General features: G+C 69.7%; 19 protein-coding genes and 2 pseudogenes. 11 read left to right on the top strand and 10 right to left on the bottom strand.

Annotation, left to right across the window (positions count from 1 at the left end; all coding sequences use genetic code 11):
• Window positions 1-12 precede the first annotated feature (12 nt).
• From ACZ7L1_RS04595 to ACZ7L1_RS04580, 4 genes are read right to left on the bottom strand one after another with little or no spacing between them, the layout of a single operon-like run.
• A complete protein-coding gene (locus tag ACZ7L1_RS04595; RefSeq protein WP_471434136.1) occupies window positions 13-1,104 on the bottom strand; it encodes an amidohydrolase family protein in 1,092 nt (363 codons plus the stop codon).
• Window positions 1,105-1,132: 28 nt separating this feature from the next.
• Entirely contained in the window at window positions 1,133-1,927 is a 795-nt protein-coding gene (locus tag ACZ7L1_RS04590) for an amino acid ABC transporter ATP-binding protein (RefSeq protein WP_471434134.1), read from the bottom strand.
• On the bottom strand, window positions 1,924-2,769 hold the full coding sequence (locus ACZ7L1_RS04585; RefSeq protein WP_471434132.1) for an amino acid ABC transporter permease: 846 nt from the start codon (window positions 2,767-2,769) through the stop codon (window positions 1,924-1,926). The genes ACZ7L1_RS04590 and ACZ7L1_RS04585 overlap by 4 nt, the downstream gene beginning before the upstream one ends.
• Window positions 2,766-3,617, bottom strand: a complete 852-nt coding sequence (locus ACZ7L1_RS04580) for a transporter substrate-binding domain-containing protein (RefSeq protein WP_471434131.1) — start codon at window positions 3,615-3,617, stop codon at window positions 2,766-2,768. The genes ACZ7L1_RS04585 and ACZ7L1_RS04580 overlap by 4 nt, the downstream gene beginning before the upstream one ends.
• A gap of 231 nt (window positions 3,618-3,848) precedes the next feature.
• On the opposite strand from ACZ7L1_RS04580, the pseudogene ACZ7L1_RS04575 reads away from it, so the two are divergent.
• From ACZ7L1_RS04575 to thpD, 5 genes and pseudogenes are all read left to right on the top strand, one after another.
• Window positions 3,849-4,949: pseudogene (locus ACZ7L1_RS04575) on the top strand (pyridoxal-phosphate-dependent aminotransferase family protein).
• A 518-nt stretch (window positions 4,950-5,467) separates the two neighbouring features.
• Entirely contained in the window at window positions 5,468-6,016 is a 549-nt protein-coding gene (ectA, locus tag ACZ7L1_RS04570; protein ID WP_471434129.1) for a diaminobutyrate acetyltransferase, read from the top strand.
• A 75-nt stretch (window positions 6,017-6,091) separates the two neighbouring features.
• Window positions 6,092-7,363 (top strand): diaminobutyrate--2-oxoglutarate transaminase, encoded by a 1,272-nt coding sequence (ectB, locus tag ACZ7L1_RS04565; protein WP_471434128.1) that lies wholly within the window; start codon window positions 6,092-6,094, stop codon window positions 7,361-7,363.
• A gap of 29 nt (window positions 7,364-7,392) precedes the next feature.
• Window positions 7,393-7,791 carry an ectoine synthase gene (locus ACZ7L1_RS04560; protein WP_471434127.1) on the top strand — a complete coding sequence of 133 codons (399 nt, stop codon included), beginning with the start codon at window positions 7,393-7,395 and terminating at the stop codon, window positions 7,789-7,791.
• A gap of 7 nt (window positions 7,792-7,798) precedes the next feature.
• Window positions 7,799-8,701, top strand: a complete 903-nt coding sequence (thpD, locus tag ACZ7L1_RS04555) for an ectoine hydroxylase (RefSeq protein WP_471434125.1) — start codon at window positions 7,799-7,801, stop codon at window positions 8,699-8,701.
• 140 nt (window positions 8,702-8,841) lie between these two features.
• On the opposite strand, the gene ACZ7L1_RS04550 is transcribed toward thpD, so the two are convergent.
• The 4 genes from ACZ7L1_RS04550 to ACZ7L1_RS04535 all read right to left on the bottom strand — a co-directional run bounded on the left by ACZ7L1_RS04550 (window position 8,842) and on the right by ACZ7L1_RS04535 (window position 13,313).
• Window positions 8,842-9,891, bottom strand: a complete 1,050-nt coding sequence (locus tag ACZ7L1_RS04550) for an aminotransferase class V-fold PLP-dependent enzyme (protein ID WP_471434123.1) — start codon at window positions 9,889-9,891, stop codon at window positions 8,842-8,844.
• Window positions 9,892-9,987: 96 nt separating this feature from the next.
• Complete coding sequence (locus ACZ7L1_RS04545; protein ID WP_471434121.1) at window positions 9,988-10,704, bottom strand: DsbA family oxidoreductase; 717 nt, start codon at window positions 10,702-10,704, stop codon at window positions 9,988-9,990.
• Between the two features lie 319 nt (window positions 10,705-11,023).
• Entirely contained in the window at window positions 11,024-11,632 is a 609-nt protein-coding gene (locus ACZ7L1_RS04540) for a DUF1349 domain-containing protein (RefSeq protein ID WP_471434119.1), read from the bottom strand.
• A 151-nt stretch (window positions 11,633-11,783) separates the two neighbouring features.
• Window positions 11,784-13,313: an aldehyde dehydrogenase (NADP(+)) gene (locus tag ACZ7L1_RS04535; RefSeq protein WP_471434117.1), complete on the bottom strand. Its 1,530-nt coding sequence runs from the start codon at window positions 13,311-13,313 to the stop codon at window positions 11,784-11,786.
• A 133-nt stretch (window positions 13,314-13,446) separates the two neighbouring features.
• Here ACZ7L1_RS04535 and ACZ7L1_RS04530 point away from each other — a divergent pair, with 133 nt between their 5' ends.
• The 3 genes and pseudogenes from ACZ7L1_RS04530 to ACZ7L1_RS04520 all read left to right on the top strand — a co-directional run.
• Entirely contained in the window at window positions 13,447-14,220 is a 774-nt protein-coding gene (locus tag ACZ7L1_RS04530) for an IclR family transcriptional regulator (protein ID WP_200423233.1), read from the top strand.
• A gap of 3 nt (window positions 14,221-14,223) precedes the next feature.
• Window positions 14,224-14,730 carry a GNAT family N-acetyltransferase gene (locus ACZ7L1_RS04525; RefSeq protein WP_471434115.1) on the top strand — a complete coding sequence of 169 codons (507 nt, stop codon included), beginning with the start codon at window positions 14,224-14,226 and terminating at the stop codon, window positions 14,728-14,730.
• Between the two features lie 18 nt (window positions 14,731-14,748).
• Window positions 14,749-15,177, top strand: a pseudogene (locus ACZ7L1_RS04520) (penicillin-binding transpeptidase domain-containing protein); the annotation flags it as partial.
• Window positions 15,178-15,217: 40 nt separating this feature from the next.
• Here the strand turns inward: ACZ7L1_RS04520 and ACZ7L1_RS04515 are convergent.
• On the bottom strand, window positions 15,218-16,669 hold the full coding sequence (locus tag ACZ7L1_RS04515) for an NCS2 family permease (protein ID WP_471434113.1): 1,452 nt from the start codon (window positions 16,667-16,669) through the stop codon (window positions 15,218-15,220).
• 255 nt (window positions 16,670-16,924) lie between these two features.
• Between ACZ7L1_RS04515 and ACZ7L1_RS04510 the strand changes: the two genes are divergently transcribed.
• The 3 genes from ACZ7L1_RS04510 to ACZ7L1_RS04500 all read left to right on the top strand — a co-directional run bounded on the left by ACZ7L1_RS04510 (window position 16,925) and on the right by ACZ7L1_RS04500 (window position 20,791).
• On the top strand, window positions 16,925-17,491 hold the full coding sequence (locus ACZ7L1_RS04510; protein ID WP_471434111.1) for a SigE family RNA polymerase sigma factor: 567 nt from the start codon (window positions 16,925-16,927) through the stop codon (window positions 17,489-17,491).
• Complete coding sequence (locus ACZ7L1_RS04505) at window positions 17,488-18,351, top strand: hypothetical protein (protein WP_471434109.1); 864 nt, start codon at window positions 17,488-17,490, stop codon at window positions 18,349-18,351. Before ACZ7L1_RS04510 ends, ACZ7L1_RS04505 begins: the two co-directional genes overlap by 4 nt.
• Window positions 18,352-18,580: 229 nt before the next feature.
• The gene (locus ACZ7L1_RS04500) at window positions 18,581-20,791 is read left to right on the top strand and encodes a glycoside hydrolase family 43 protein (protein ID WP_471434108.1); all 2,211 of its coding nucleotides are present in this window, start codon (window positions 18,581-18,583) and stop codon (window positions 20,789-20,791) included.
• Here the strand turns inward: ACZ7L1_RS04500 and ACZ7L1_RS04495 are convergent.
• Window positions 20,784-21,578, bottom strand: a complete 795-nt coding sequence (locus ACZ7L1_RS04495; RefSeq protein WP_471434106.1) for an HAD family acid phosphatase — start codon at window positions 21,576-21,578, stop codon at window positions 20,784-20,786. The two genes, ACZ7L1_RS04500 and ACZ7L1_RS04495, sit on opposite strands and share 8 nt — an antisense overlap.
• Window positions 21,579-21,665: the final 87 nt, after the last annotated feature.

Here is a 21,665-nt window from a genome sequence, read left to right as displayed (position 1 = left end):
CCCCGCCCCCGGTCAGGCGACCGCCCTGCCGTTGAGGATGACTCGGCGCGGTGCCGCCAGGACCCGTACGTCCGCTCGTGGATCCGTCTCGTACACCACCAGGTCCGCGGCCGCGCCCTCCTCCAGCCCCGGTCGGCGCAGCCAGCTGTGGGCGGCCCAGGTCGCCGCCGACAGGGCCTCCACCGGAGGCACGCCCGCCGTCACCAGTTCCGCCACCTCCGCCGCGACCAGGCCGTGCGGCAGAGTTCCCCCGGCGTCGGTGCCCACGTACACCGGGATCCCGGCGTCGTACGCCGCCCGCACCGTGTCGTAGCGCCGTTCATACAGCCGGCGCATATGGGCCGACCAGCGGGGGAACTTCGACTCGCCACCGTCCGCCAGCCTCGGGAACGTCGCGATGTTCACCAGCGTCGGCACGATCGCGACCCCCCGCTCCGCGAACAGCGGGATCGTCTCCTCCGTCAGCCCCGTCGCGTGCTCGATGCAGTCGATGCCCGCCTCGACCAGGTCCCGCAGCGAGTCCTCGGCGAAGCAGTGCGCCGTGACCCGGGCACCCAGCCGGTGGGCCTCCGCGATCGCCGCTTCCACCGCCTCCCGCGGCCAGCAGGCCGACAGGTCCCCCACCTCACGGTCGATCCAGTCGCCCACCAGCTTCACCCAGCCGTCGCCGCGCCGTGCCTCCTGGGCGACGTAGGCGACCAGGTCGTCCGGCTCGATCTCCCAGGCGTAGTTGCGGATGTAGCGGCGCGTGCGCGCGATGTGCCGGCCGGCCCGGATGATCTTCGGGAGATCGTCCCGGTCGTCGATCCAGCGGGTGTCCGAGGGGGAACCCGCGTCCCGGATCAGCAGCGTGCCCGCGTCCCTGTCCGTCAGCGCCTGCTTCTCCGAGACGTCCTCGGGGACCGGACCGTGCGCGTCGAGGCCGACGTGGCAGTGCGCGTCGACCAGGCCGGGCAGCGCCCAGCCCTCGACGGTACGGACGTCGCGGGCCGCGGCGGGGCGGTCGTACGAGATCCGGCCGTCGACCACCCACAGCTGGTCGCGGACCTCCTCGGGCCCGACGAGAACCCGTCCCCTCACATGCAGCACCGCGTGATCGCTCATGTACTGCACCTTAGTTGGCGTTCGCCCGCTACTGCTTCCCGCCCACCTGCTCGGAGGTCTCCTCCTCCACCTCGGCCCTCGCGGGGTCCAGGAGCCGGGAGAGGAAGTGCCGGGTGCGCTCGTGGCTCGGGTCGCCGATGACCTGCTCAGGGGTGCCGTCCTCGACGATCACGCCGCCGTCCATGAAGACGACCCGGTCGGCGACCTCGCGCGCGAAGGTCATCTCGTGGGTGACGACCATCATCGTCATGCCCTCCTGCGCCAGCCTGCGCATCACGGCGAGGACGTCGCCGACCAGCTCCGGGTCGAGCGCCGAGGTCGGCTCGTCGAACAGCATCACCTCGGGGCCCATGGCGAGGGCGCGGGCGATGGCGACACGCTGCTGCTGGCCGCCGGAGAGGGAGGAGGGGTAGGCGTCCGCCTTCTCGGACAGGCCGACCCGTTCCAGGTTCTCGGCGGCGATCCTCGCGGCCTCGGCCTTGTCCCGCTTGAGCACCCGGCGCTGCGGCAGCGTGAGGTTGTCGGTCACCGTGAGGTGCGGGAAGAGGTTGAACTGCTGGAACACCATGCCGATACGGCGGCGTACGGCGTCGATGTCCACATCCGGGTCGGTGACCTCGGTGCCGCCGACGAAGACCTGGCCCTTGGTGGGTTCCTCCAGGAGGTTGACGCAACGCAGCAGGGTGGACTTGCCGGAGCCGGAGGGGCCGATGACGCAGACCACCTCGCCCTGGCCGATCTCCAGGTCGATGCCGCGCAGCACCTCGTTGTCACCGAAGGACTTGTGCAGGTCGCGGATCGCGATCTCGGGGGTGCTGCTCACTTGGCGGCTCCCTGGGTCTTGGCCTCCATACGGCGGACGACGAAGCCGAGCGGGATCGTGACCAGCAGGTAGCACAGGCCGGCGACCAGGATCGGCGTGGAGTTGGCGGTCGTGCTGGCCAGGTCGCGGCCGAACTTGGACAGCTCGCGCTCCTCCAGCGTGACGCCGAGGAACAACACCAGCGAGGAGTCCTTGAAGAGCAGGACGAGTTCGTTGGTGAGCGGCGGAAGGATGATCCGGAAGGCCTGCGGGACGATGATGGAGATCATCGCGCGAGCGGGCGAGAAGCCCAGCGAACGCGCCGCCTCCATCTGACCCTTCGGCACGGCCTGGATGCCCGCGCGGATCGTCTCCGCCATGTACGCGGCCGACACCAGGCCGAGTGCGAGGGCGACCTTGCCGTACGTGCCGCCGATGATCTCCGTGCCGGGGAAGGCGAGCGGCACGGCGACACCGACGAAGATGAAGATCAGCAGGGCGGGCAGGCCGCGGAAGATCTCGATGTAGATCCCGGCGACCCAGCGGTACGGGCCGACGGACGACAGCCGCATCAGCGCGAGGAGCATGCCGAGCACCAGGCCGACGACGAAGCCGGACACGGTGTACAGCACGGTGTTCTTCAGCGCCAGCGTGAGGACGTCCGGGAACATCTGCCGGGCGATGTCCACCTGCGCGAACTGGTTCTGCAGCCGTCCCCAGTCCGCCGTGACCGCGAAGGCGATCACGGCGACGACGAAGACGGCGTACTGGACACCGCGCGACACCCTGCGCTTCTGGGTCCGGGTCAGCCCCTTCCTACGGGGCTGCGCCTCGGCCCTGGCCGTGTCCGTCGTGTCGGTCATGAGGCGGCGGGCGAGGCCACGGACGGGTTGTACGGACCGATCCACTGCTCGTACAGCTTCTTGTACGTGCCGTCGGCCTTCGCGTCCTTGATCGCCTTGTTGACGGCGGCGAGGAGCTTGGTGTTGCCCTTCTTCACCGTGAAGCCGTACTGCTCACCGGTGTTGATGTTGCCGACCAGCTTGAAGGCGTCGGCGTTGGCCTTGTCCTTGAGCCAGCCCTGGACGACCGGGTAGTCGATGACGACCGCCTGGACCTGGCCGGTGCGCAGGCCGTTGAGGACGGCGTCGGAGGACTCGAAGGAGGTCGGGTCGAAGCCCTGCTTCTTCGCGTAGTCCTCGCCGGTGGTCTGCGCCTGGGCGCCGAGCTGCTTGCCCTTGGCCTTGACGTCGGCCAGCGAGGTGATGCCGCTGTTCTTGTCGACCAGGACGGCCTGGGTGGCGTCGAAGTAGGGGTCGGAGAAGTCGACGTGCTTCTTGCGTTCGGCGGTGATGGTCATGCCGGCCGCAGCGAGGTCGCACTGGCCGGAGTTGAGGAACGCGCCGGTCTTGAAGTTCTCGAAGGGGGTGTCGACGACGGCCTGCTTCACTCCGAGGTCCTTGGCGACCAGGTCGATCATCGAGACGTCGAAGCCCTGCACCTTGCCGTTGATCTCCGACTGGAAGGGCGGGTACGGCAGGTGGGTGCAGGTGGTGAGCTGACCGGCCTTGACGAGTTCCACCCCGCCGACGGCCGACTTGCCGGCGCTGCCGCCGCTGCCGCTCGAGGTGCAGCCGGCCACGAGCAGCACGCCGGCCGTCGCGGTGGTGGCGGCCAGGATGCGGGCCCGGCGCCCGAGGAGCGTGTTCACGGAGGACCTCTCTGTGGGAAATCTCGACTTCCCCCTGTGGGGGGAGAAGCGGGTTCCGATTATAAGGAGAAGTTTGGGTTCCTCAAACCAAACCCATGGCTGCAGGGCCTTCTCGCCTCAGAAGTGAGCGGCAAACGGGCGTCACCGGCTGCCGGTTACCCTCAAGACCGTCGTCGACCCCGGCACCGAGACCGGCACCGACAGCCTCCTCGAGCGATAGAGAGCACCGCCGTGACCCACCCCCTCCTGGACCTGCCCCCGCTGAGCGCCGCCCGCTTCGCCTCGATCGAGGACCGGGTGGCCCGGCTGCTGTCCACCGAGCAGGACGTCGTGATCATGCAAGGAGAGGCGCTGCTGCCGCTGGAGGGCGCGATCCGCGGGGCGGCCGGGCCCGGCACGACGGCACTCAACGTGATCACGGGTCCGTACGGCCAGACCTTCGGCGACTGACTGCGGGACTGCGGGGCGACGGTGTACGACCTGGCCGTGCCGTTCCACACCGCGGTCACGGCGGCGCAGATCCGCGAGGCCCTTGCCGAGCACCCGGAGATCGACTTCGTGTCGCTGGTGCACGCGGAGGCGGCGAGCGGCAACACGAACCCGGTGGCGGAGATCGGGCCGGTGGTGCACGAGCACGGCGCACTGTTGTATCTGGACGCCGTGGCCTCCATCGGTGCCGAACCGGTGCTGCCGGACGCATGGGGAGTGGATCTGTGCGTGATCGGGGCCCAGAAGGCGATGGGCGGGCCGGCCGGGGTGTCGGCGGTGTCGGTGAGCGAGCGGGCGTGGGCGCGGATGGCGGCGAACCCGCATGCGCCCCGTCGGTCGTACCTCTCCCTCCTCGACTGGAAGGAGCGTTGGATCGACGGCGGACGCAGGGCTCTGCTGCACGCTCCGGCGCAGCTGGAGATGCTGGCGCTTCAGGCGTGCCTGGAGCGGATCGAGGCCGAGGGGCCGGAGACGGTGATGATCCGGCACCGGTCCGCGGCGGCGGCGACTCGGGCGGGGGCGGTCGCGCTCGGTGGCGGTCTGGAGCCCTACGTGTACGAGGCGGCGGAGGCGGCGCCGGTGGCCACGACGTTGCGGGCACCGTCCGGTGTGGTGGCGGCGGAGCTGGTCGCGCGGGCGCTGGAGCGCCACCCGGGGGTGCCGTTGGCGGCGGGCGGAGGTGCGCTGGCGAAGGAGATGATCCGGGTCAACCACTACGGGTCCGATGCGACGGCGGAGGCGGTTTCGGCGAGCCTGGCGGCGCTGGGGGCGGCGCTGGTGGAGTTCGGGGTGGATGTGCACGTGGAGCGGGCTCGGGGGGTGGTCAGGGAGGTGTGGGGCTAGCGGTGTGTGGGGGCGGGGGCCGACGGGTTCTCGCCCCAGCCGCCCACGGACCTCCCTCCAGGGGGCCCACCCAGACCCCGGCGTCGCCGGACGCCGCACAGGCCGATGTACCGCCCCGCGGCTCCGACTCACGTAGGCACCGTCGGCCAAACTCGCAGGGAACGTGTCGGCGAAGTGACCGGGACCTGAAATCCGCATTGCCCTTCAGGCTTCTTCCAGGGTAATTCTGGAATTCCATTCGAGGGTAGCTCCCCGTCTTCTTCTGCCCGCTCTTCTCCGACCTAAACGCAAAGATTCTGCGAACGTAATCCGAGGTAATTCGGGCAGATCTCGTGTGGGTTACCGGGGTGTGATCGACTCCACAAGGCAAGCGTTTCGTCCGGTAATGTCGTCATATAGGGCTTCAACCGCAACCGGTCCGCGCGTACATGCACGCCCGCGCGATATCACATCCATCCTCCGTCCGTAACCCCCTCCGGCGATGCATTTTCGAATTTCCACGGGTAAATTGAATCCGCATGACCGCCGCACAAGCAGACCTGTCAGCGGAATTCCTGGAAATGTCGGAGGGACTACGGATCGACCGTCCGGAGGTGGCGGACGGCGCCGCTCTCTGGCGTATCGCCAAGGACTCCGAGGCCCTCGATCTGAACTCCTCCTACAGCTATCTGCTGTGGTGCCGTGACTTCGCCGGCACCTCGGCTGTGGTGCGCGCCGAGCCCGGGGGGCGGCCCGTCGGGTTCCTCACCGCGTACCTGCGGCCCGAACGCCCCCGCACCCTCCTCGTGTGGCAGGTCGCCGTGGACGCCGCGTACCGAGGGCGCGGCCTCGCCGCCCGCCTGCTCGACGCGGTCGCGGCACGGGTCGCCGCCGAGCACGGCGTCACCGGCATCGAGACCACCATCACCCCGAGCAACACCGCCTCCGAACGGTTGTTCACCTCGTTCGCCGCCCGGCACGGCGCCACCGTCGAGCGTGAAGTGCTCTTCGACACGCGCCACTTCCCGGACGGGCCGCACGACCCGGAGGTCCTGTACCGCATCGGGCCACTCCAGCACACCGCCTGATCCCTCACCCCCAGTCCGACTCCCCCACCCCCAGTCCGACTCCCCCTCCCCCACACACCGAGGAGCGTTTCCGTCGTGACCATCACCCAGCCGGACCTCAGCGTCTTCGAGACCCTCGAGTCGGAGGTGCGCAGCTACTGCCGCGGCTGGCCCACCGTCTTCGACCGCGCGCAGGGCAGCCGCATGTACGACGAGGACGGGCACGAGTACCTCGACTTCTTCGCCGGCGCCGGATCACTCAACTACGGCCACAACAACCCCGTACTGAAACGGGCGTTGATCGACTATCTGGAGCGGGACGGCGTCACCCACGGACTCGACATGTCCACCGTCGCCAAGCGTTCCTTCCTGCAGACCTTCCAGGACGTGGTGCTGCGCCCGCGCGACCTGCCCTACAAGGTCATGTTCCCGGGACCGACCGGCACCAACGCCGTCGAGTCCGCCCTGAAGCTGGCGCGCAAGGTGAAGGGACGCGAGGCCATCGTGTCCTTCACCAACGCCTTCCACGGGATGTCCCTGGGGTCGCTGGCCGTCACCGGCAACGCCTTCAAGCGCGCCGGTGCCGGCATCCCGCTGGTGCACGGCACGCCGATGCCCTTCGACAACTACTTCGACGGCAGGGTCCAGGACTTCCTCTGGTTCGAGCGGCTCCTGGAGGACCAGGGGTCCGGTCTGAACAAACCCGCCGCCGTGATCGTCGAGACCGTGCAGGGCGAGGGCGGCATCAACGTCGCGCGCCCCGAGTGGCTGCGCGCCCTCGCCGAGCTGTGCGAGCGGCAGGACATGCTGCTGATCGTCGACGACATCCAGATGGGCTGCGGCCGCACCGGCGCCTTCTTCTCCTTCGAGGAGGCCGGGATCGTGCCGGACATCGTCACGGTGTCCAAGTCGATCAGCGGCTACGGGCTGCCGATGTCGCTGTGCCTGTTCAAGCCCGAGCTGGACGTCTGGGAGCCGGGCGAGCACAACGGCACCTTCCGCGGCAACAACCCGGCGTTCGTCACGGCCACCGCCGCTCTGGAGACCTACTGGAGCGACGGGTCCGCGATGGAGAAGCAGACCCGGGCGCGCGGCGAGCTGGTCGAGCGCGAGCTGGCCTCGATCGCCGACGAGAACCGCGCCGACGTGAAGGAGTACCGCGGCCGCGGGCTCGTGTGGGGCCTGGAGTTCCACGACAAGGAGCGGGCCTCGCGGATCGCGCGCCGCGCCTTCGAGCTCGGGCTGCTCGTGGAGACCTCGGGTCCCGAGAGCGAGGTCGTCAAACTGCTGCCCGCCCTCACCATCACCCCCGACGAGCTGGACGAGGGTCTGGGCATCCTCGCCCGCGCCGTCCGCGAGACCGTCTGAAAACCCCTGAAGAGGAGGCACACAGTACCGTGATCGTCCGTTCGTTCAAGGACATCGAAGGTACCGACCGGCATGTGAAAGCCGCGTCGGGCACCTGGGAGAGCAAGCGCATCGTCCTCGCCCGGGAGAAGGTCGGCTTCTCCCTGCACGAGACGATCCTGTACGCGGGCACCGAGACGTCGATGTGGTACGCGAACCACATCGAGGCGGTCGTGTGCGTCGAGGGTGAGGCGGAGCTGACCGACCACGAGACCGGGAAGACGTACACGATCACGCCCGGGACCCTGTACCTGCTGGACGGGCACGAGCGGCACACGCTGCGCGTCAAGGAGGACTTCCGCTGCCTCTGCGTCTTCAACCCGCCCGTGACCGGCCGTGAGGACCACGACGAGAACGGCGTCTACCCCCTGCTCACCGAGGAGGTGTGAATCACCGATGACCCCGACCACCAGCACAGCCGTCACCGATCTCTATCCCAGCCGCGGCGCCACCGAGGTGTCGGTCCCGCGCCAGGACCCGGTCGTGTGGGGCGCTCCCGGTACGCCGGGGCCCATGTCGCTGACCGACCTCCAGGCGTACGAGCGCGACGGCTTCCTGGCCATCGACGAGCTGATCACCGAGGACGAGGTCGCCGTCTACCGGCAGGAGCTGGAGCGGCTCGTCACCGACCCGGACATCCGCGCCGACGAGCGCTCGATCGTGGAACCGAAGTCGAAGGAGATCCGCTCCGTCTTCGAGGTGCACAGGATCAGCGAGGTGTTCGCGAATCTCGTGCGCGACGAGCGGGTCGTCGGGCGGGCGCGGCAGATCCTCGGCTCGGACGTGTACGTCCACCAGTCGCGGATCAACGTCAAGCCGGGCTTCGGTGCCAGCGGCTTCTACTGGCACTCCGACTTCGAGACCTGGCACGCGGAGGACGGTCTGCCGAACATGCGGACGGTGTCCGTCTCGATCGCACTGACCGAGAACTACGACACCAACGGCGGCCTGATGATCATGCCGGGGTCGCACAGGACGTTCCTCGGCTGCGCGGGCGCGACGCCGAAGGACAACTACAAGAAGTCGCTGCAGATGCAGGACGCTGGCACCCCGTCCGACGAGGCGCTGACGAAGATGGCCTCCGAGTACGGCATCAAGCTGTTCACGGGCAAGGCCGGTTCGGCGACCTGGTTCGACTGCAACTGCATGCACGGGTCGGGCGACAACATCACCCCGTTCCCGCGCAGCAACGTGTTCATCGTGTTCAACAGCGTGGAGAACGCGGCGGTGGAGCCGTTCGCGGCTCCGGTCCGGCGACCGGAGTTCATCGGGGCGAGGGACTTCACACCGGTGAAGTGAGCCGGACTCCGGCCGGGGGTCCGGGGGTTGTCCCCCGGAGATCACAGCATCGGGGCGAGGGACTTCACACCGGTGAAGTGAGCCAGGCCCCGGCCGGGTGCCTGGAGCCCGTCGTGCGAGGGGCTCCAGGCGCCGCCGGGTCAGCCGGACAGCACGTCCAGCAGGCGGTCGACGTCGGCGGACGTGTTGTACAGGTGGAAGGCCGCCCGCAGGTTGCCCGCGCGGTTCGAGACCTCGACGCCCGCGCGGCTCAACTCGGCCTGCCGGTGGCCGAGCCCGGGCACGGACACGATCGGTGAGCCCGGCGCGGGGACCGGTTCGTGGCCGAGTGCGTCAAGGCCCTTGAGGAACCGGTCGGCGAGGGCGAGGTCGTGGGCCCGTACCCGCTCCACGCCCACCTCCTCCAGCAGCTCCAGGGAGCGGCGGGCGCCCGCGTACGAGAACAGCGCGGGGCTCTCGTCGAACCTCCGTGCGGAACGGGCGAGTTCGGTGACCGGCCCGTAGCAGCTGTCCCAGGGCTCCTCCCCCGCGACCCAGCCGGCGAAGAGCGGGGGGAGGGAGCCCAGGTCCTCCGGGACCACCAGGAAGGCCACTCCGCGCGGGCAGAAGAGCCACTTGAAGGCGACGGCGGCGACATAGTCGTACGCGTCCGCGTCGAGGTCCAGCCAGCCGGCGGCCTGGGACGCGTCCACGTACGTACGGGCGCCGTGCTCCCGGGCTGCCGCACCGATGGCGGGCAGGTCGGCGATCCGGCCGTCGGCGGACTGCGCCGCGCTGACAGCGACGAGGGCGGTGCCGGGCCGTACGGACTCGGCGATCCGCTCCAGCGGCACGGTGCGGACCCTCAGGTCGCGGCGCACGTGGAAGGGGTTCACCACGGAGCTGAAGTCGCCCTCGGCGGTGACGACTTCGGCGCCCTCGGGCAGCGAGGCGGCGATCAGCCCGGTGTAGACGGCGACCGAGGCCCCCGCCGCCACCCGGCCGTCGGCAACCCCGGTGAGCCGGGCGAAGGCGGCGCGTGCGGCCTCCACGTCGGCGAACATGTCGGTGGGCTGCCCGACGGCGGCCGACTCCACGGCGATCCGCAGGGCCTCCACCGTGCGGGCCGGCAGCAGCCCGGTGCTCGCGGTGTTCAGGTAGGTGTTCTTCGGGGCGAACTCGGCGCGGACGAGGGTCTCGAAGGTGTCCATGGGACCACTGTGCGGCCCGTAGAAGTCCCAGTCCATCGCCTATTTGTGCGTGGTTCCATCAAGGAACCCTTATACGTCCGCCTGACCTGCGGGTCCTCAGTGCTGCGGCACCGCGCAGCCATCCGGGCCGCAGGCGTCCGCGTCACCCTCGTCGATCAGCCTGAGCGGCGGGCGGTCGCCCCAGGCCTGGGTCAGCGCCTGCGCGAAGACCTCCGCGGGCTGGGCGCCGGAGACGCCGTACTTCCGGTCGAGGACGAAGAAGGGGACCCCGTTCGCGCCCAGCTCTGCGGCCTCGCGCTCGTCGGCGCGCACGGCGTCGGCGTAGGCGGTGGGGTCGGCGAGGACCTTGCGGGCGTCCTCGGCGGCGAGTCCCGCCTGAACGGCCAGCTCCACCAGCCGCTCGTCGCCCTCGGTGAACAGAGACCGCTCCTCGGCGAAGTTCGCCCGGTACAGGATCTGGATCAGCTGATCCTGCTTGCCCTGCTCCCTGGCGAAGTGCAGCAGGCGGTGCATGTCGAAGGTGTTGCCGTGGTCGCGGCCCGTGGTGCGGTACGCGAGGCCCTCGGCGGCGGCCTGGGCGCCCAGGTTCTCCTCACCGGCCTGGGCCTGTGCCTCGCTCATCCCGTACTTCTTGGCGAGCATCGTGAGGACCGGCTGCACGTCGTCCTTGGCGCGGTGGGGGTCCAGCTCGAAGGAGCGGTGCACCACCTCGACCTCGTCCCGGTGCGGGAAGGCCTGGAGCGCCTTCTCGAAGCGGGCCTTTCCGACGTAGCACCAGGGGCAGGCGATGTCGGACCAGATCTCCACGCGCATGTCTTCGGCTTCTCTCCAGGTCGTACGGGTACGGAGCCTCCCTCCGCAAGCTGTGTGAACGTTCAAGCGCTCCGTTCTGTTCCCTGGGACACCAGGGACGGTGTACCGGAGGTGGAGGTGGTGGGCGCCCTGGGCAGGCGGGTTCTCCGGATCGGGGACCCAGCCGTGGCGGGCGGAGAAGGCCTGGGCGCGCCGGTGGCAGGCAACGGAGGACGTGGCAGCGGCCGGGGCGGTTCCGGGGCGACTGAGCCGGGCGCGGTGGGCGCTCGGGGTCAGGCCCGTACGACGGACGAGGTGGGTGCGCGGCGGGGCCGGCTCGTCATGAACCGTCCCGCAGGTCCTGCGGCCAGTGCGGGCGGTACTCGATCCCGTCGTACGTCACCACACAGCCCTCGCCCAGCGGCGACTGGGCCATGAAGCCGACCAGCGCCGCCTCCGTCTCCTTCTCGTCGCCCAAGGTGAACAACCGGACGAACGTCCACCGCTTCCCGTCTCGCGAGGCGTGGAAGGCGAACGCGCGACCGGTCCGGCTGATCCGGAGCCAGACGGAACTGCCCTCCACCGTGAAGGAGTTGGCGTCGTCGGAGTGTCCCCGTGTCACCACGGTGCACACGGTGGGCAGGTCCGGCGAGTACTCCAGGCACAGCTTCGCCCACGCCCGCTCGCCGACGTGGACGTAGAGCACACCGGCGTCGAAGGCCGCGGCGAAGCCGACGGTGACGCGGGCGATCAGCTGGAAGTCCCCTTCCGGCGCCCCGAGCAGCCGGGGCGCGTCGGAGGCGGCGTCCAGGGACTCACCGGTGGGCGGCACGAAACGATCCTGCCGGGCCCCGGCCCAGCCGGTGAGCACCCCGTCCTCGTACGACCAGTGACCTTCGGGCCCGTACGTACGGAGGAGGAAAGGGAGTTCGGGGAGTTCGAGGTCCATTGGCAGAGTGTCCCAGGTACCGAGGTAGCGGGCAGTGCTTTTCGGGGGCGTGGGGATGTGACGCCTCGCGCGGCTTGGCCACGCGGGCGCGACCGACCGCAGAGGCGCCGCACCCCGCAACGCCCCTACGGCGCGAGCCGCGATGAGACGGTCACCGCTCCAGACGGCCGTTGAACCGTCGCGGCAGACCCAGCGGGTTGTCGTCCCGCAGCTCCGGCGGAAGCAGGGCCTCCGGAGCGTTCTGGTACGCCACGGGACGCAGCCACCGCTCGATCGCCGTACCACCGACCGACGTGGAGGTGGACGTGGTCGCCGGGTAGGGACCACCGTGGTGCTGAGCGGGCGCCACCGCCACCCCGGTGGGCCAGCCGTTGACGAGCACGCGCCCGGCCAGCGGGGTCAGCTCCTGCAGAATCTCCGCGCCGCGCCCCTCCCCCGCCGCCTCCTCGCTCGACAGGTGCACCGTCGCGGTGAGGTTGCCGGGCAGCCGGCCCAGGACGCGCTTGGCCTCGTCCTCGTCCTCGTAGCGGGCGACGACCGTGATCGGGCCGAAGCACTCCTCCAGGAGCAGGTCGTGGTCGCCGTCCGTGGTGAGCTTCTCGGCCGGGACGGTGAGGAAGCCCGCGCTCACGGTGTGCTCGCCGCCGGGGCCTGCGGTCACCGGGGACTCCACATCGGGGAGGGCCGCGCGCTCGGCGACCCCGGCGATGAAGTTGTCGCGCATACGGTGGTCGAGCAGGACGCCGGCGTCGGTGTCGCTGACCGCCTCGGTCAGCGACTTCACCAGGCGGTCGCCCGCCGCTCCCGTGGGCGCCAGGACGAGCCCGGGCTTGACGCAGAACTGGCCGACGCCCAGCGTCATCGAGCCCGCGAGACCCGCGCCGATCGTCTCGGCGCGCTCGGCGGCGGCGGCCTCGGTGACGACCACCGGGTTGAGCGAGCCGAGTTCACCGTGGAACGGGATCGGGACGGGGCGGGCGGCCGCCGCGTCGAAGAGGGCGCGGCCGCCGCGGATGGAGCCGGTGAACCCGGCGGCGGCGACCAGCGGGTGCTTGATCAGCTCGATGCCCGCCTGGAAGCCGTGGACGAGACCGAGCACGCCCTTCGGGATGTCGTGCCGCTCGGCGGCGCGGCGCAGGGCCGCCGCGACCAGTTCGGACAGGGCCGGGTGGTCGGGGTGGGCCTTGACGACGACGGGGCAGCCCGCGGCGAGCGCGCTCGCGGTGTCGCCGCCGGCCACCGAGAAGGCGAAGGGGAAGTTGGAGGCCGAGTACACGGCGACGACGCCCAGCGGGACCTTGTAGCGGCGCAGGTCGGGGATGGGCGGGGTCGCCGTGTCGTCGGGGTGGTTGATCACGACGTCGAGGAAGGCGCCCTCGTCGACGATGTCCGCGAAGGCACGCAGCTGGTAGCAGGTGCGGGCGAGCTCGCCGCCCAGCCGGACCGGACCGAGGGCGGTCTCCGCGTCCGCCGCCTCGACGAGGTGGTCCTTGGCCGCCTCCAGCTCGTCGGCGGCGGTGCGCAGGAACGCCGAGCGGACCGTGCGGTCGGCGAGGGAACCACGCGCGTCGTGGGCGGCCCGTACGGCGGCGTCCACCTCCTCAGCTGTGGCCTCCACCGCAACCTGTTCACCCTGCTTCCCGGTTCGGGGGTCGACACTCCAGACTGGTGCTGCTGCCACCGCGGGTCCCTCCAGATGTCATGCCGCAGTTCGTACGTCATCCATCAGGGGCGTTCGATATACTGAACACTGTCTCTGATGATGAATATGCTGCTCGGAGACTATTTCCCGGCGAACGAAGGGGTCAAGGGCGATGTCGGCAGGCGAGACAGGCGGCGGAGCGCAGGTCAAGTCCGCGGTGCGGACGGTCGAATTGCTCGAGTACTTCGCCGGCCGTCCCGGCATGCACTCGCTGGCCTCCGTGCAGGAGGCCGTCGGATACCCCAAGTCCAGCCTGTACATGCTGCTGCGCACGCTCGTGGAGCTGGGCTGGGTGGAGACGGACGCGACGGGCACGCGGTACGGCATCGGGGTGCGGGCGCTGCTGGTCGGCACGTCGTACATCGACGGCGACGAGGTGGTGGCGGCTGCCCGCCCGACCCTGGACCGGCTGTCGGACGACACGACGGAGACGATCCACCTGGCGCGCCTCGACGGCACGAACGTGGTGTACCTGGCGACCCGCCAGTCGCAGCACTACCTGCGGCCCTTCACGCGGGTGGGGCGCCGGCTGCCCGCGCACTCGACGTCGCTGGGCAAGGCGCTGCTGAGCACGTACACGGACGAGCAGGTCCGCAAGATGCTCCCGGAGACGCTCCCGGCGCTGACCGAACACACCATCACGGACCGTGAGAAGCTGATCGAGGAGCTGCACCAGGTCCGGGAGCAGGGCTTCGCCGTGGACCGGGAGGAGAACACGCTGGGGCTGCGCTGCTTCGGGGTCGCGATCCCCTACCGCACCCCGGCCCGCGACGCGATCAGCTGCTCGGTCCCGGTGGCCCGCCTGACCCCGGCCCACGAACAGATGATCAAGGACGCCCTCTTCGACGCGAGGGACCGTCTGACGCTCGCCACACGGAGGCTGTGAACCATGGAGGTCGTGCTCCGCGAGGTCCACGACAGCGACCTGCCGGTCTTCTACCGGCAGATGAGCGATCCCGAGGCGGTCCGGATGGCCGCGTTCACCCCTGGGGATCCGGCCGACCCGGACGTCTTCGACGCCCACTGGAAGAAGATACGGTCCTCGTCCGACGTCCTCGCCCGCACGGTCCTGGCGGACGGCGACGTGGTGGGGAGCGCGGCGGTCTACGGGGAGCCGGGCGAGCGCGAGGTGACGTACTGGATCGACCGCGCGTACTGGGGGCGGGGCGTGGCGACGGCCGCGCTGCGGGGGCTGCTGGCTCAGGTGCCGGAACGCCCGCTGTACGCACGGGCGGCGGCGGACAACGCGGGGTCGCTGCGCGTGCTGGAGAAGTGCGGCTTCCGCGAGGCCGCACGGGCCAGGGGGTATGCGCACGCCAGGGAGGAGGAGATCGACGAGGTGGTGTTGACGCTGGAAGGGGGACGCCGGGCTGGTGCGGTCCGGCCGGAATCATGAGCGCCGGATGAGAAAAAAGTCTCCGCCGCCCTGGCCAACCGCGGTGAGCTGGTCGGCCCACACATGGTGTCGCAGATCACCGACAGCGGCGGGGACGTGCTGAAGAACTACGACAACGACACGTCCACGAAGCGGATCGTCAGCTCCTCGACCGCCGCCCAGCTGGAGTCCGCCATGCAGACGGTCGTGGAGAAGGGCACGGGTACGAACGCGCAGGCACCGGGCGTCACCGTGGGCGGCAAGACCGGTACCGCACAACACGGCGAGAACAACGGTCAGGTGCCGTACGCCTGGTTCACGGCGTACGGCAAGTCCGAGGCGACGGGCAAGGAGGTCGCGGTCGCGGTGGTGGTCGAGCAGTCGGACGCGGCACGTTCCGAGGTGAGCGGCAACGGGCTGGCGGCGCCGGTGGCCAAGGCCATGATGCAGGCCGCGCTCAAGAGGTAGGCCCTCCGGGGGCAGCCCCGCGACGGGCCGCCCCCTCGCCTCACTTGACTCCGAGGATCTGCTCCACCGGGTCGATCGCGAAGTAGACCAGGAACAGCGCCGACACGCCCCACAGCAGCCAGTTGACCTCCCTGGCCTTGCCGAGGACCGTCTTGATGACGACGTAGGACAGGAAGCCGGCGCCGATGCCGTCGGTGATCGAGTACGTGAACGGCATGGCGGCGATGGTGAGGAACGCCGGGATGGCGATCTCGTACCGGTCCCAGTCGATGTGCTTGACGTGCGTCAGCATCAGGAAGCCGACCGCGATCAGGGCGGGCGCCGCCGCCTGGAGCGGCACGATGGTCAACAGCGGCGTGAGGAACAGCGCGAGGCCGAACAGGCCGCCGGTGATCAGGTTGGCGAAGCCGGTGCGCGCGCCCTCGCCGACGCCGGCGGCGGACTCGATGTACGCGGTGTTGGAGGAGGCGGAGCCCACGCCGCCGGCGATCGCGGCGGCGCCGTCGATGAACAGCACCCGGCCGATGCCCGGCACCTGGCCCTGCTCGTCGAGCAGCCCGGCCTCCGCGCTGATGCCGACGATGGTGCCCATGGCGTCGAAGAAGTCCGACAGGATCAGCGTGAAGATCAGCAGGACGACCGTGATGGCGCTCGTTTCACCGAAGGCGCCGAACAGGCTGAAGTGACCGACGAGCCCGAAGTCGGGAGCCGCCACGACCTTGTCGGGGACCTTCGGGGTGGTCAGGCCCCAGCTCTTGATGTCGGCGACGGCGTTGATGACGATCGCGACGACCGTCATGGTCACGATGCTGATCAGGATGGCGCCCTTCACCCTGCGGGCGAGCAGCGCGATGGTCAGCAGCACCCCGAGGCAGAAGACCAGGACGGGCCAGCCGGTCAGGCGTCCCACGGCGCCCAGCTGCACCGGCACGGTGGTGTTCGCGACGTCCGGAATGCGGCTGACGAACCCGGCGTCGACGAAGCCGATGAAGGCGATGAACAGGCCGATGCCGACGCCGATGGCCTGCTTCAGCTGGTGCGGGATCGCGTTCATGATGGCTTCGCGCAGTCCGGTGAGCACCAGGACGCAGATCAGGACGCCTTCGATGACGACGAGGCCCATGGCGTCGGACCAGCTCATCAACGGGGCGAGCTGGAAGGCGACGACGGCGTTGAGGCCGAGGCCGGCGGCGATGGCGAGCGGCAGGTTGCCGCCGACGCCCATGATGATCGTCATCACACACGCCACCAGGGCGGTGGCCGTGACCAGTTGTCCCGCGTCCAGTTGGTGGCCGAACTTGTCCTTGGCGCTGCCCAGAATGATCGGATTCAGTACAAGGATGTAGGCCATCGTGAAGAACGTGGCGAAACCGCCGCGTATCTCACGACCGAAGGTGGAGCCCCGTTCGGAGATCCTGAAGTACCGGTCGAGGCCGTTCACCGCCGGGGGCGCGGAACTTGACCGGCCGGCCACCTTCTGTGCGTCGGACATGGAGAGACTCCTTGTTGCCTGTTGAACCAGTGCGGGATGCTGGCTGGATTGTTCCCGTGGTGAACCCGTTTCAGGTTTTCTCCGTGTTACGGAATCGGAGAATTCGGCCCGTCATACGGCGTTCGAAGTCCCGTACGAACGCTGCTACGCTTCCGGGTCTCACCCCAGAACGCACTCCGGACGTCCACATGGCATCTACATGACATGCACGGGCGCCCGAAGAGGTGCCGGAGCCACAGCGAGGAGAGGTCGCCCGTGGGCACTGTCGTCGACGACGACGCCGCGGTGGAGTTCCATGCCTTCTTCGAACGCCACTACGCCGAACTCGCACGGCTAGCCCACCTGTTGACCGGTGAGGCGGACGCCGCCGACGATCTGGCCGCCGACGCGCTGCTCGCGCTGTGGCACCGCTGGGACCGGGTGCGCGCCGCCGACCACCCGGTGGCGTACGCGCGCGGCGTGGTCGCCAACCTGGCCCGCACCCGGATCCGCAGCGCGGTGCGCGAACGCCGGCGGATCACCCTCTTCTGGTCGCAGCGCGAGGAGAAGACCGAGAACCCGGACGTGCCGGCCGTCGTCGACGTCCAGGAGGCCCTGCGCCGTCTGCCGTTCCGCAAGCGGGCCTGCGTGGTGCTGCGGCACGCCTTCGACCTCTCCGAGAAGGACACGGCGCTCGCGCTGGGCATCTCGGTGGGTACGGTGAAGAGCCAGACGTCGAAGGGGATGGCCGAAATGCAGCGGCTCCTGGGCACCGCCGAGACCCCTCGGCGCGTTCCCGCCGCGGTGGTGCGCACCGGTGGAGCTGGAGGAAGGAACCGATGACTACGCCGCGGGACGTGCCCGACGAGCTGCGCGCCAGGCTGCACTCGGCGGCCGAGGCGCACGAGCCCGATCGCGCGCGCATCCTGGCCCGCGTCGAGCGCGGGATGGCCGCGCAGTCCCGTCCGAGCCGCCGGGCGACGCGTCCGCCGCTGTGGGGCTGGGCGCGGGTGGTGGGGGCCACGGCCGGAGTCGCGGGCGTCCTCGCGGTGGGCGGCTACGCGGTCGCCTCGGCGGTGAAGGGCGACACCCCCGCCCAGCAGACGGTCGCGGTCTCCCCCACACCGGCCCCGTCCCCGGCCGCGACGAGCCGCGCCCCGGTCCGCCCGGCCGAGCCGGCACCGACCACAGGCTCGCACGTCTCCGGGGAACCCGGCACGTCGGCCTCGAAGACCCCGAAAGCCTCAGCCACCGCCACCGCCCCGCCGGCCGTCTCCGGCGTCCAGGACGGCCCGCTGTGGTCGCAAGGCTCGGTGGACCCGCACAGCAACGACTTCTGGGCCCAGAGCAACCTGGCCCTGAAGACCAGCGAGAAACTCACCTCGCTCACCGTCGAGTTGAAGGTCGCGCAGACCGGCGGCGTGTCCTCGACGGGCGCCTGGCGGTCCCTGCCGGAGGACGACTTCACCTTCACGGTCGGCGAGAAGGACGGCTTCCTCGTCTACACCTGGGTGCTCAAGCAGGGCCGTTCGGTGCCGGTGGGCCGGTGGGTGTTCGCGGGACAGTACGACCACGACCGCGGCGGCCGGGACGTCAGGGGCGACAGCTACACGATGACGGCGACGGCGGGTGGTGAACACCTCGCGGTGAAGGGCGACTTCGCCGCGCACGGCGACGGCGCCGGCGCCGGCGGCGACTCGTAGCAAGCGGCGACCAGGAGGCGTACGAGGACGCCCCCGCCGGTTCCGGTCGGCGAGGGCGATCCCTGGTCGCCGCCGTGGCCCAAGAGGGTTGCCGCGCCGGGCAACGAAAGCGATCGAAATTTTCGGTCCCCCGCACCCCTCACGCACCGATTGACGTTCTGTCCCTCACTGTTGACACTCCGATGGCAGTGCAGCCAACAGAATCCATCAGACTCCCACAGGATGTGTCATGCGACCCCGCACCGCCCGCACGCTCCTGGTCCCCCTCCTCGCCCTCCTGCTGGGCCTTCTCGCCGCGCCGCCCAGCCCCGCACACTCCGGAGCACCGCCCGTGAACCACCCCAAGTACGCCGGCTACCTCTTCGCCTACTTCACCGGCGAGGGCACCGCCGACGGCGAGCAGATCCGCTACGCGCTCAGCCGCGGCAACGACCCGCTGCACTGGCGGGAGCTGAATGGCGGCAAGCCGGTGCTGACGTCCACGATCGGCGAGAAGGGCCTGCGCGACCCGTTCGTCATCCGCTCCCCCAAGGGCGACAAGTTCTACCTGATCGCCACCGACCTCAGGATGTACAAGAACAGCAGCGGCAGCTGGGACTACGTCCAGCGGCACGGCAGCAAGTCCGTCATGATCTGGGAATCCACCGACCTGGTCCACTGGACCGACCAGCGCCTGGTTAAGGTCGCGCCCGACAACGCGGGCAACACCTGGGCGCCGGAGGCCTACTGGGACGACTCGCTCGGTGAGTACGTGGTCTTCTGGGCGTCGAAGCTGTACGCAGACGGCGACCCGGACCACACGGGCTCGACGTACAACAAGATGCTCTACGCGACGACGAAGGACTTCCGCACCTTCAGCGCGCCCAAGGTCTGGGACGACCCCGGCTACTCGGTGATCGACTCCACGGTGGTCAAGTACAAGGACACCTACTACCGCTACACCAAGGACGAACGGGACCCGTCCTCCAGCTCCCCCTGCTCGAAGTTCGTCACCGCGGAGAAGTCGACGTCGCTGACCTCGACGAAGTACGACTTCGTCGCCGACTGCATCGGCAGCGGTGCGATGGACCGCGGCGAGGGTCCGACGGTTTTCAAGTCCAACACCGAGAAGAAGTGGTACCTGTTCATCGACGAGTACGGCGGCCGGGGCTACGTCCCGTTCGAGACGACCGACCTGGACTCGGGCAAGTGGACCCCGTCCACGAACTACCAGCTGCCCGCGAGCCCGCGGCACGGCACGGTGCTCCCGGTGACGCAGGCCGAGTACGACCGGCTGCTGGCCGCCTACCCGGCTACCGGCACCTCGGTGGTGGACGCGACGGCGCACGGCCAGAAGGGGTACGCGGTCGTCACCGAGGCGTCGAGCAAGGTGGTCCTGCCGATGGACCCGGACGCGGACCTGCGCCACCTCGCGCCCAAGCTGTGGGTCGGCGAGGGCGCGACGGTCACCCCGTCCTCCGGCACCCGGCGTGACTTCCGCACCCCGCAGACGTACAGCGTGACGGCCGCCGACGGCACGAAGCGCACCTGGACGGTGGAGGCGGTGCCGACCCGCAGTCCGGTCCTGCCCGGCCTGAACGCCGACCCCGACGTCGCCTACCTGGACGGCCGCTACTGGATCTACCCGACGAGCGACGGCTACAACGGCTGGAGCGGCACCAGCTTCAAGGCGTACTCGTCGAAGGACCTGGTCCACTGGAAGGACCACGGGGTGATCCTTGACCTGGGCCCGGACGTGACGTGGGCGGACAAGTACGCGTGGGCGCCGGCGATCGCCGAGAAGAACGGCAAGTACTACTTCTACTTCTGCGCCGAGCAGCAGATCGGCGTGGCGGTGGCCGACTCGCCCGCGGGCCCGTTCAAGGACGCACTGGGCAAGCCGCTGGTCGCCAGGGGCGGGAGTCTGAAGGGCCAGATGATCGACCCGGCGGTCTTCACGGACGACGACGGCCAGTCGTATCTGTACTGGGGCAACGGCCACGCGTACGTCGTCCCGCTGAACGCGGACATGACGTCGTACGACGCCTCCAAGGTGAAGGACATCACCACGGACAACTTCCGTGAGGGGTCCTTCGTGATCAAGCGCAACGGCACGTACTACTTCATGTGGTCCGAGGACGACACCCGCAGCGAGAACTACCACGTCGCCTACGCCACCGGCCCGTCCCCGCTCGGCCCGTGGACCAAGCGGGGCACCATCCTGTCCAAGCGCCCCGAGTACGGCATCCTCGGCACGGGCCACCACTCCGTGGTGAACGTGCCCGGCACCGACGACTGGTACATCGTCTACCACCGGTTCGCTCTGAACGGCCCCGGCAAGGCGGGCGGGGACGGCATGCACCGGGAGACGACCGTCGACCGCATGGAGTTCGCGGCCGACGGCACGATCAAGCCGGTGGTACCGACCCTGCAGTCGGTACCACCGATGCGGCCTAGCTGACGAAGTACGTCGGGTTGGGCAGCTTGTACGTCCGGTCGGCGTATCCGCCGTCGAGGTCGGAGTACTGGTCGCCGAAGTTGGCGACGATGTCGTACCCCAGGTCCTCGATGTGCTCGCGGGTGCCGGACTTGTACTGGACGGTGGTGCACTTCCAGGCACCCGGGGCGGCGCAGCCGCTCAGGTAGGACGGCGGGTTGGCCGCGTCCTTGAGGAACATGTGTTCGGCGTCGAGGTTCACATCGGCGCCGACCTTCTTCAGGTTCTCCACGGCGGCGGAGCGCTGTGCCTCGCTCAGACCCGAGTTGTAGAAGACCTCGACGCCCTTGGACGCGGCGTACCGGACGAGTTCGGGGCTGCCGAAGACGGCCGGACGGTCGGCCTTGTTCACGTACGCGGCCCAGGTCGCCGAGTTGTACGTGTAGTTGTAGCGCTTCTCGTAGTCGAGGCTGAGCAGCAGCGTGTCGTCGATGTCGAAGACGACGGCCGGCTTCTCGCCCCGGTGGTGCGCCTTGCGGGCGGCCTTGTCGATGTAGCGCCGGGCGTCCGCGTCGATGCGCGCGAGGTCCTTGGCGTACGGGCTCTCCGGTGACGCCTGGTAGACGCCGTTGGCGTCGGCCGTGGTGCCGTAGTAGGCGTCGATGTCCTTCACCAGGAGCCCGATGTTGTAGGGCTCGTGGGTGGAGTTCGCCGTCGACTGACCGGCGGTGGCCGCGCCGGCGCCATAGAGGGCCCCGCCGGCGACGGCACAGGCGGCGACGAGGGCCGCGATACGAAGTGGCTTATGCATGACAGGTTTTCTACGCGCGTCACCACCGTGAGCGCGAGGCCCGTTGCCCGATCGATACCTTTCCGACCGGCCAACGGGCCCAAGGCG

The organism is Streptomyces sp. NPDC107546, assembly GCF_055639175.1.
This window is presented reverse-complemented; position numbering and strand designations above follow the sequence as displayed.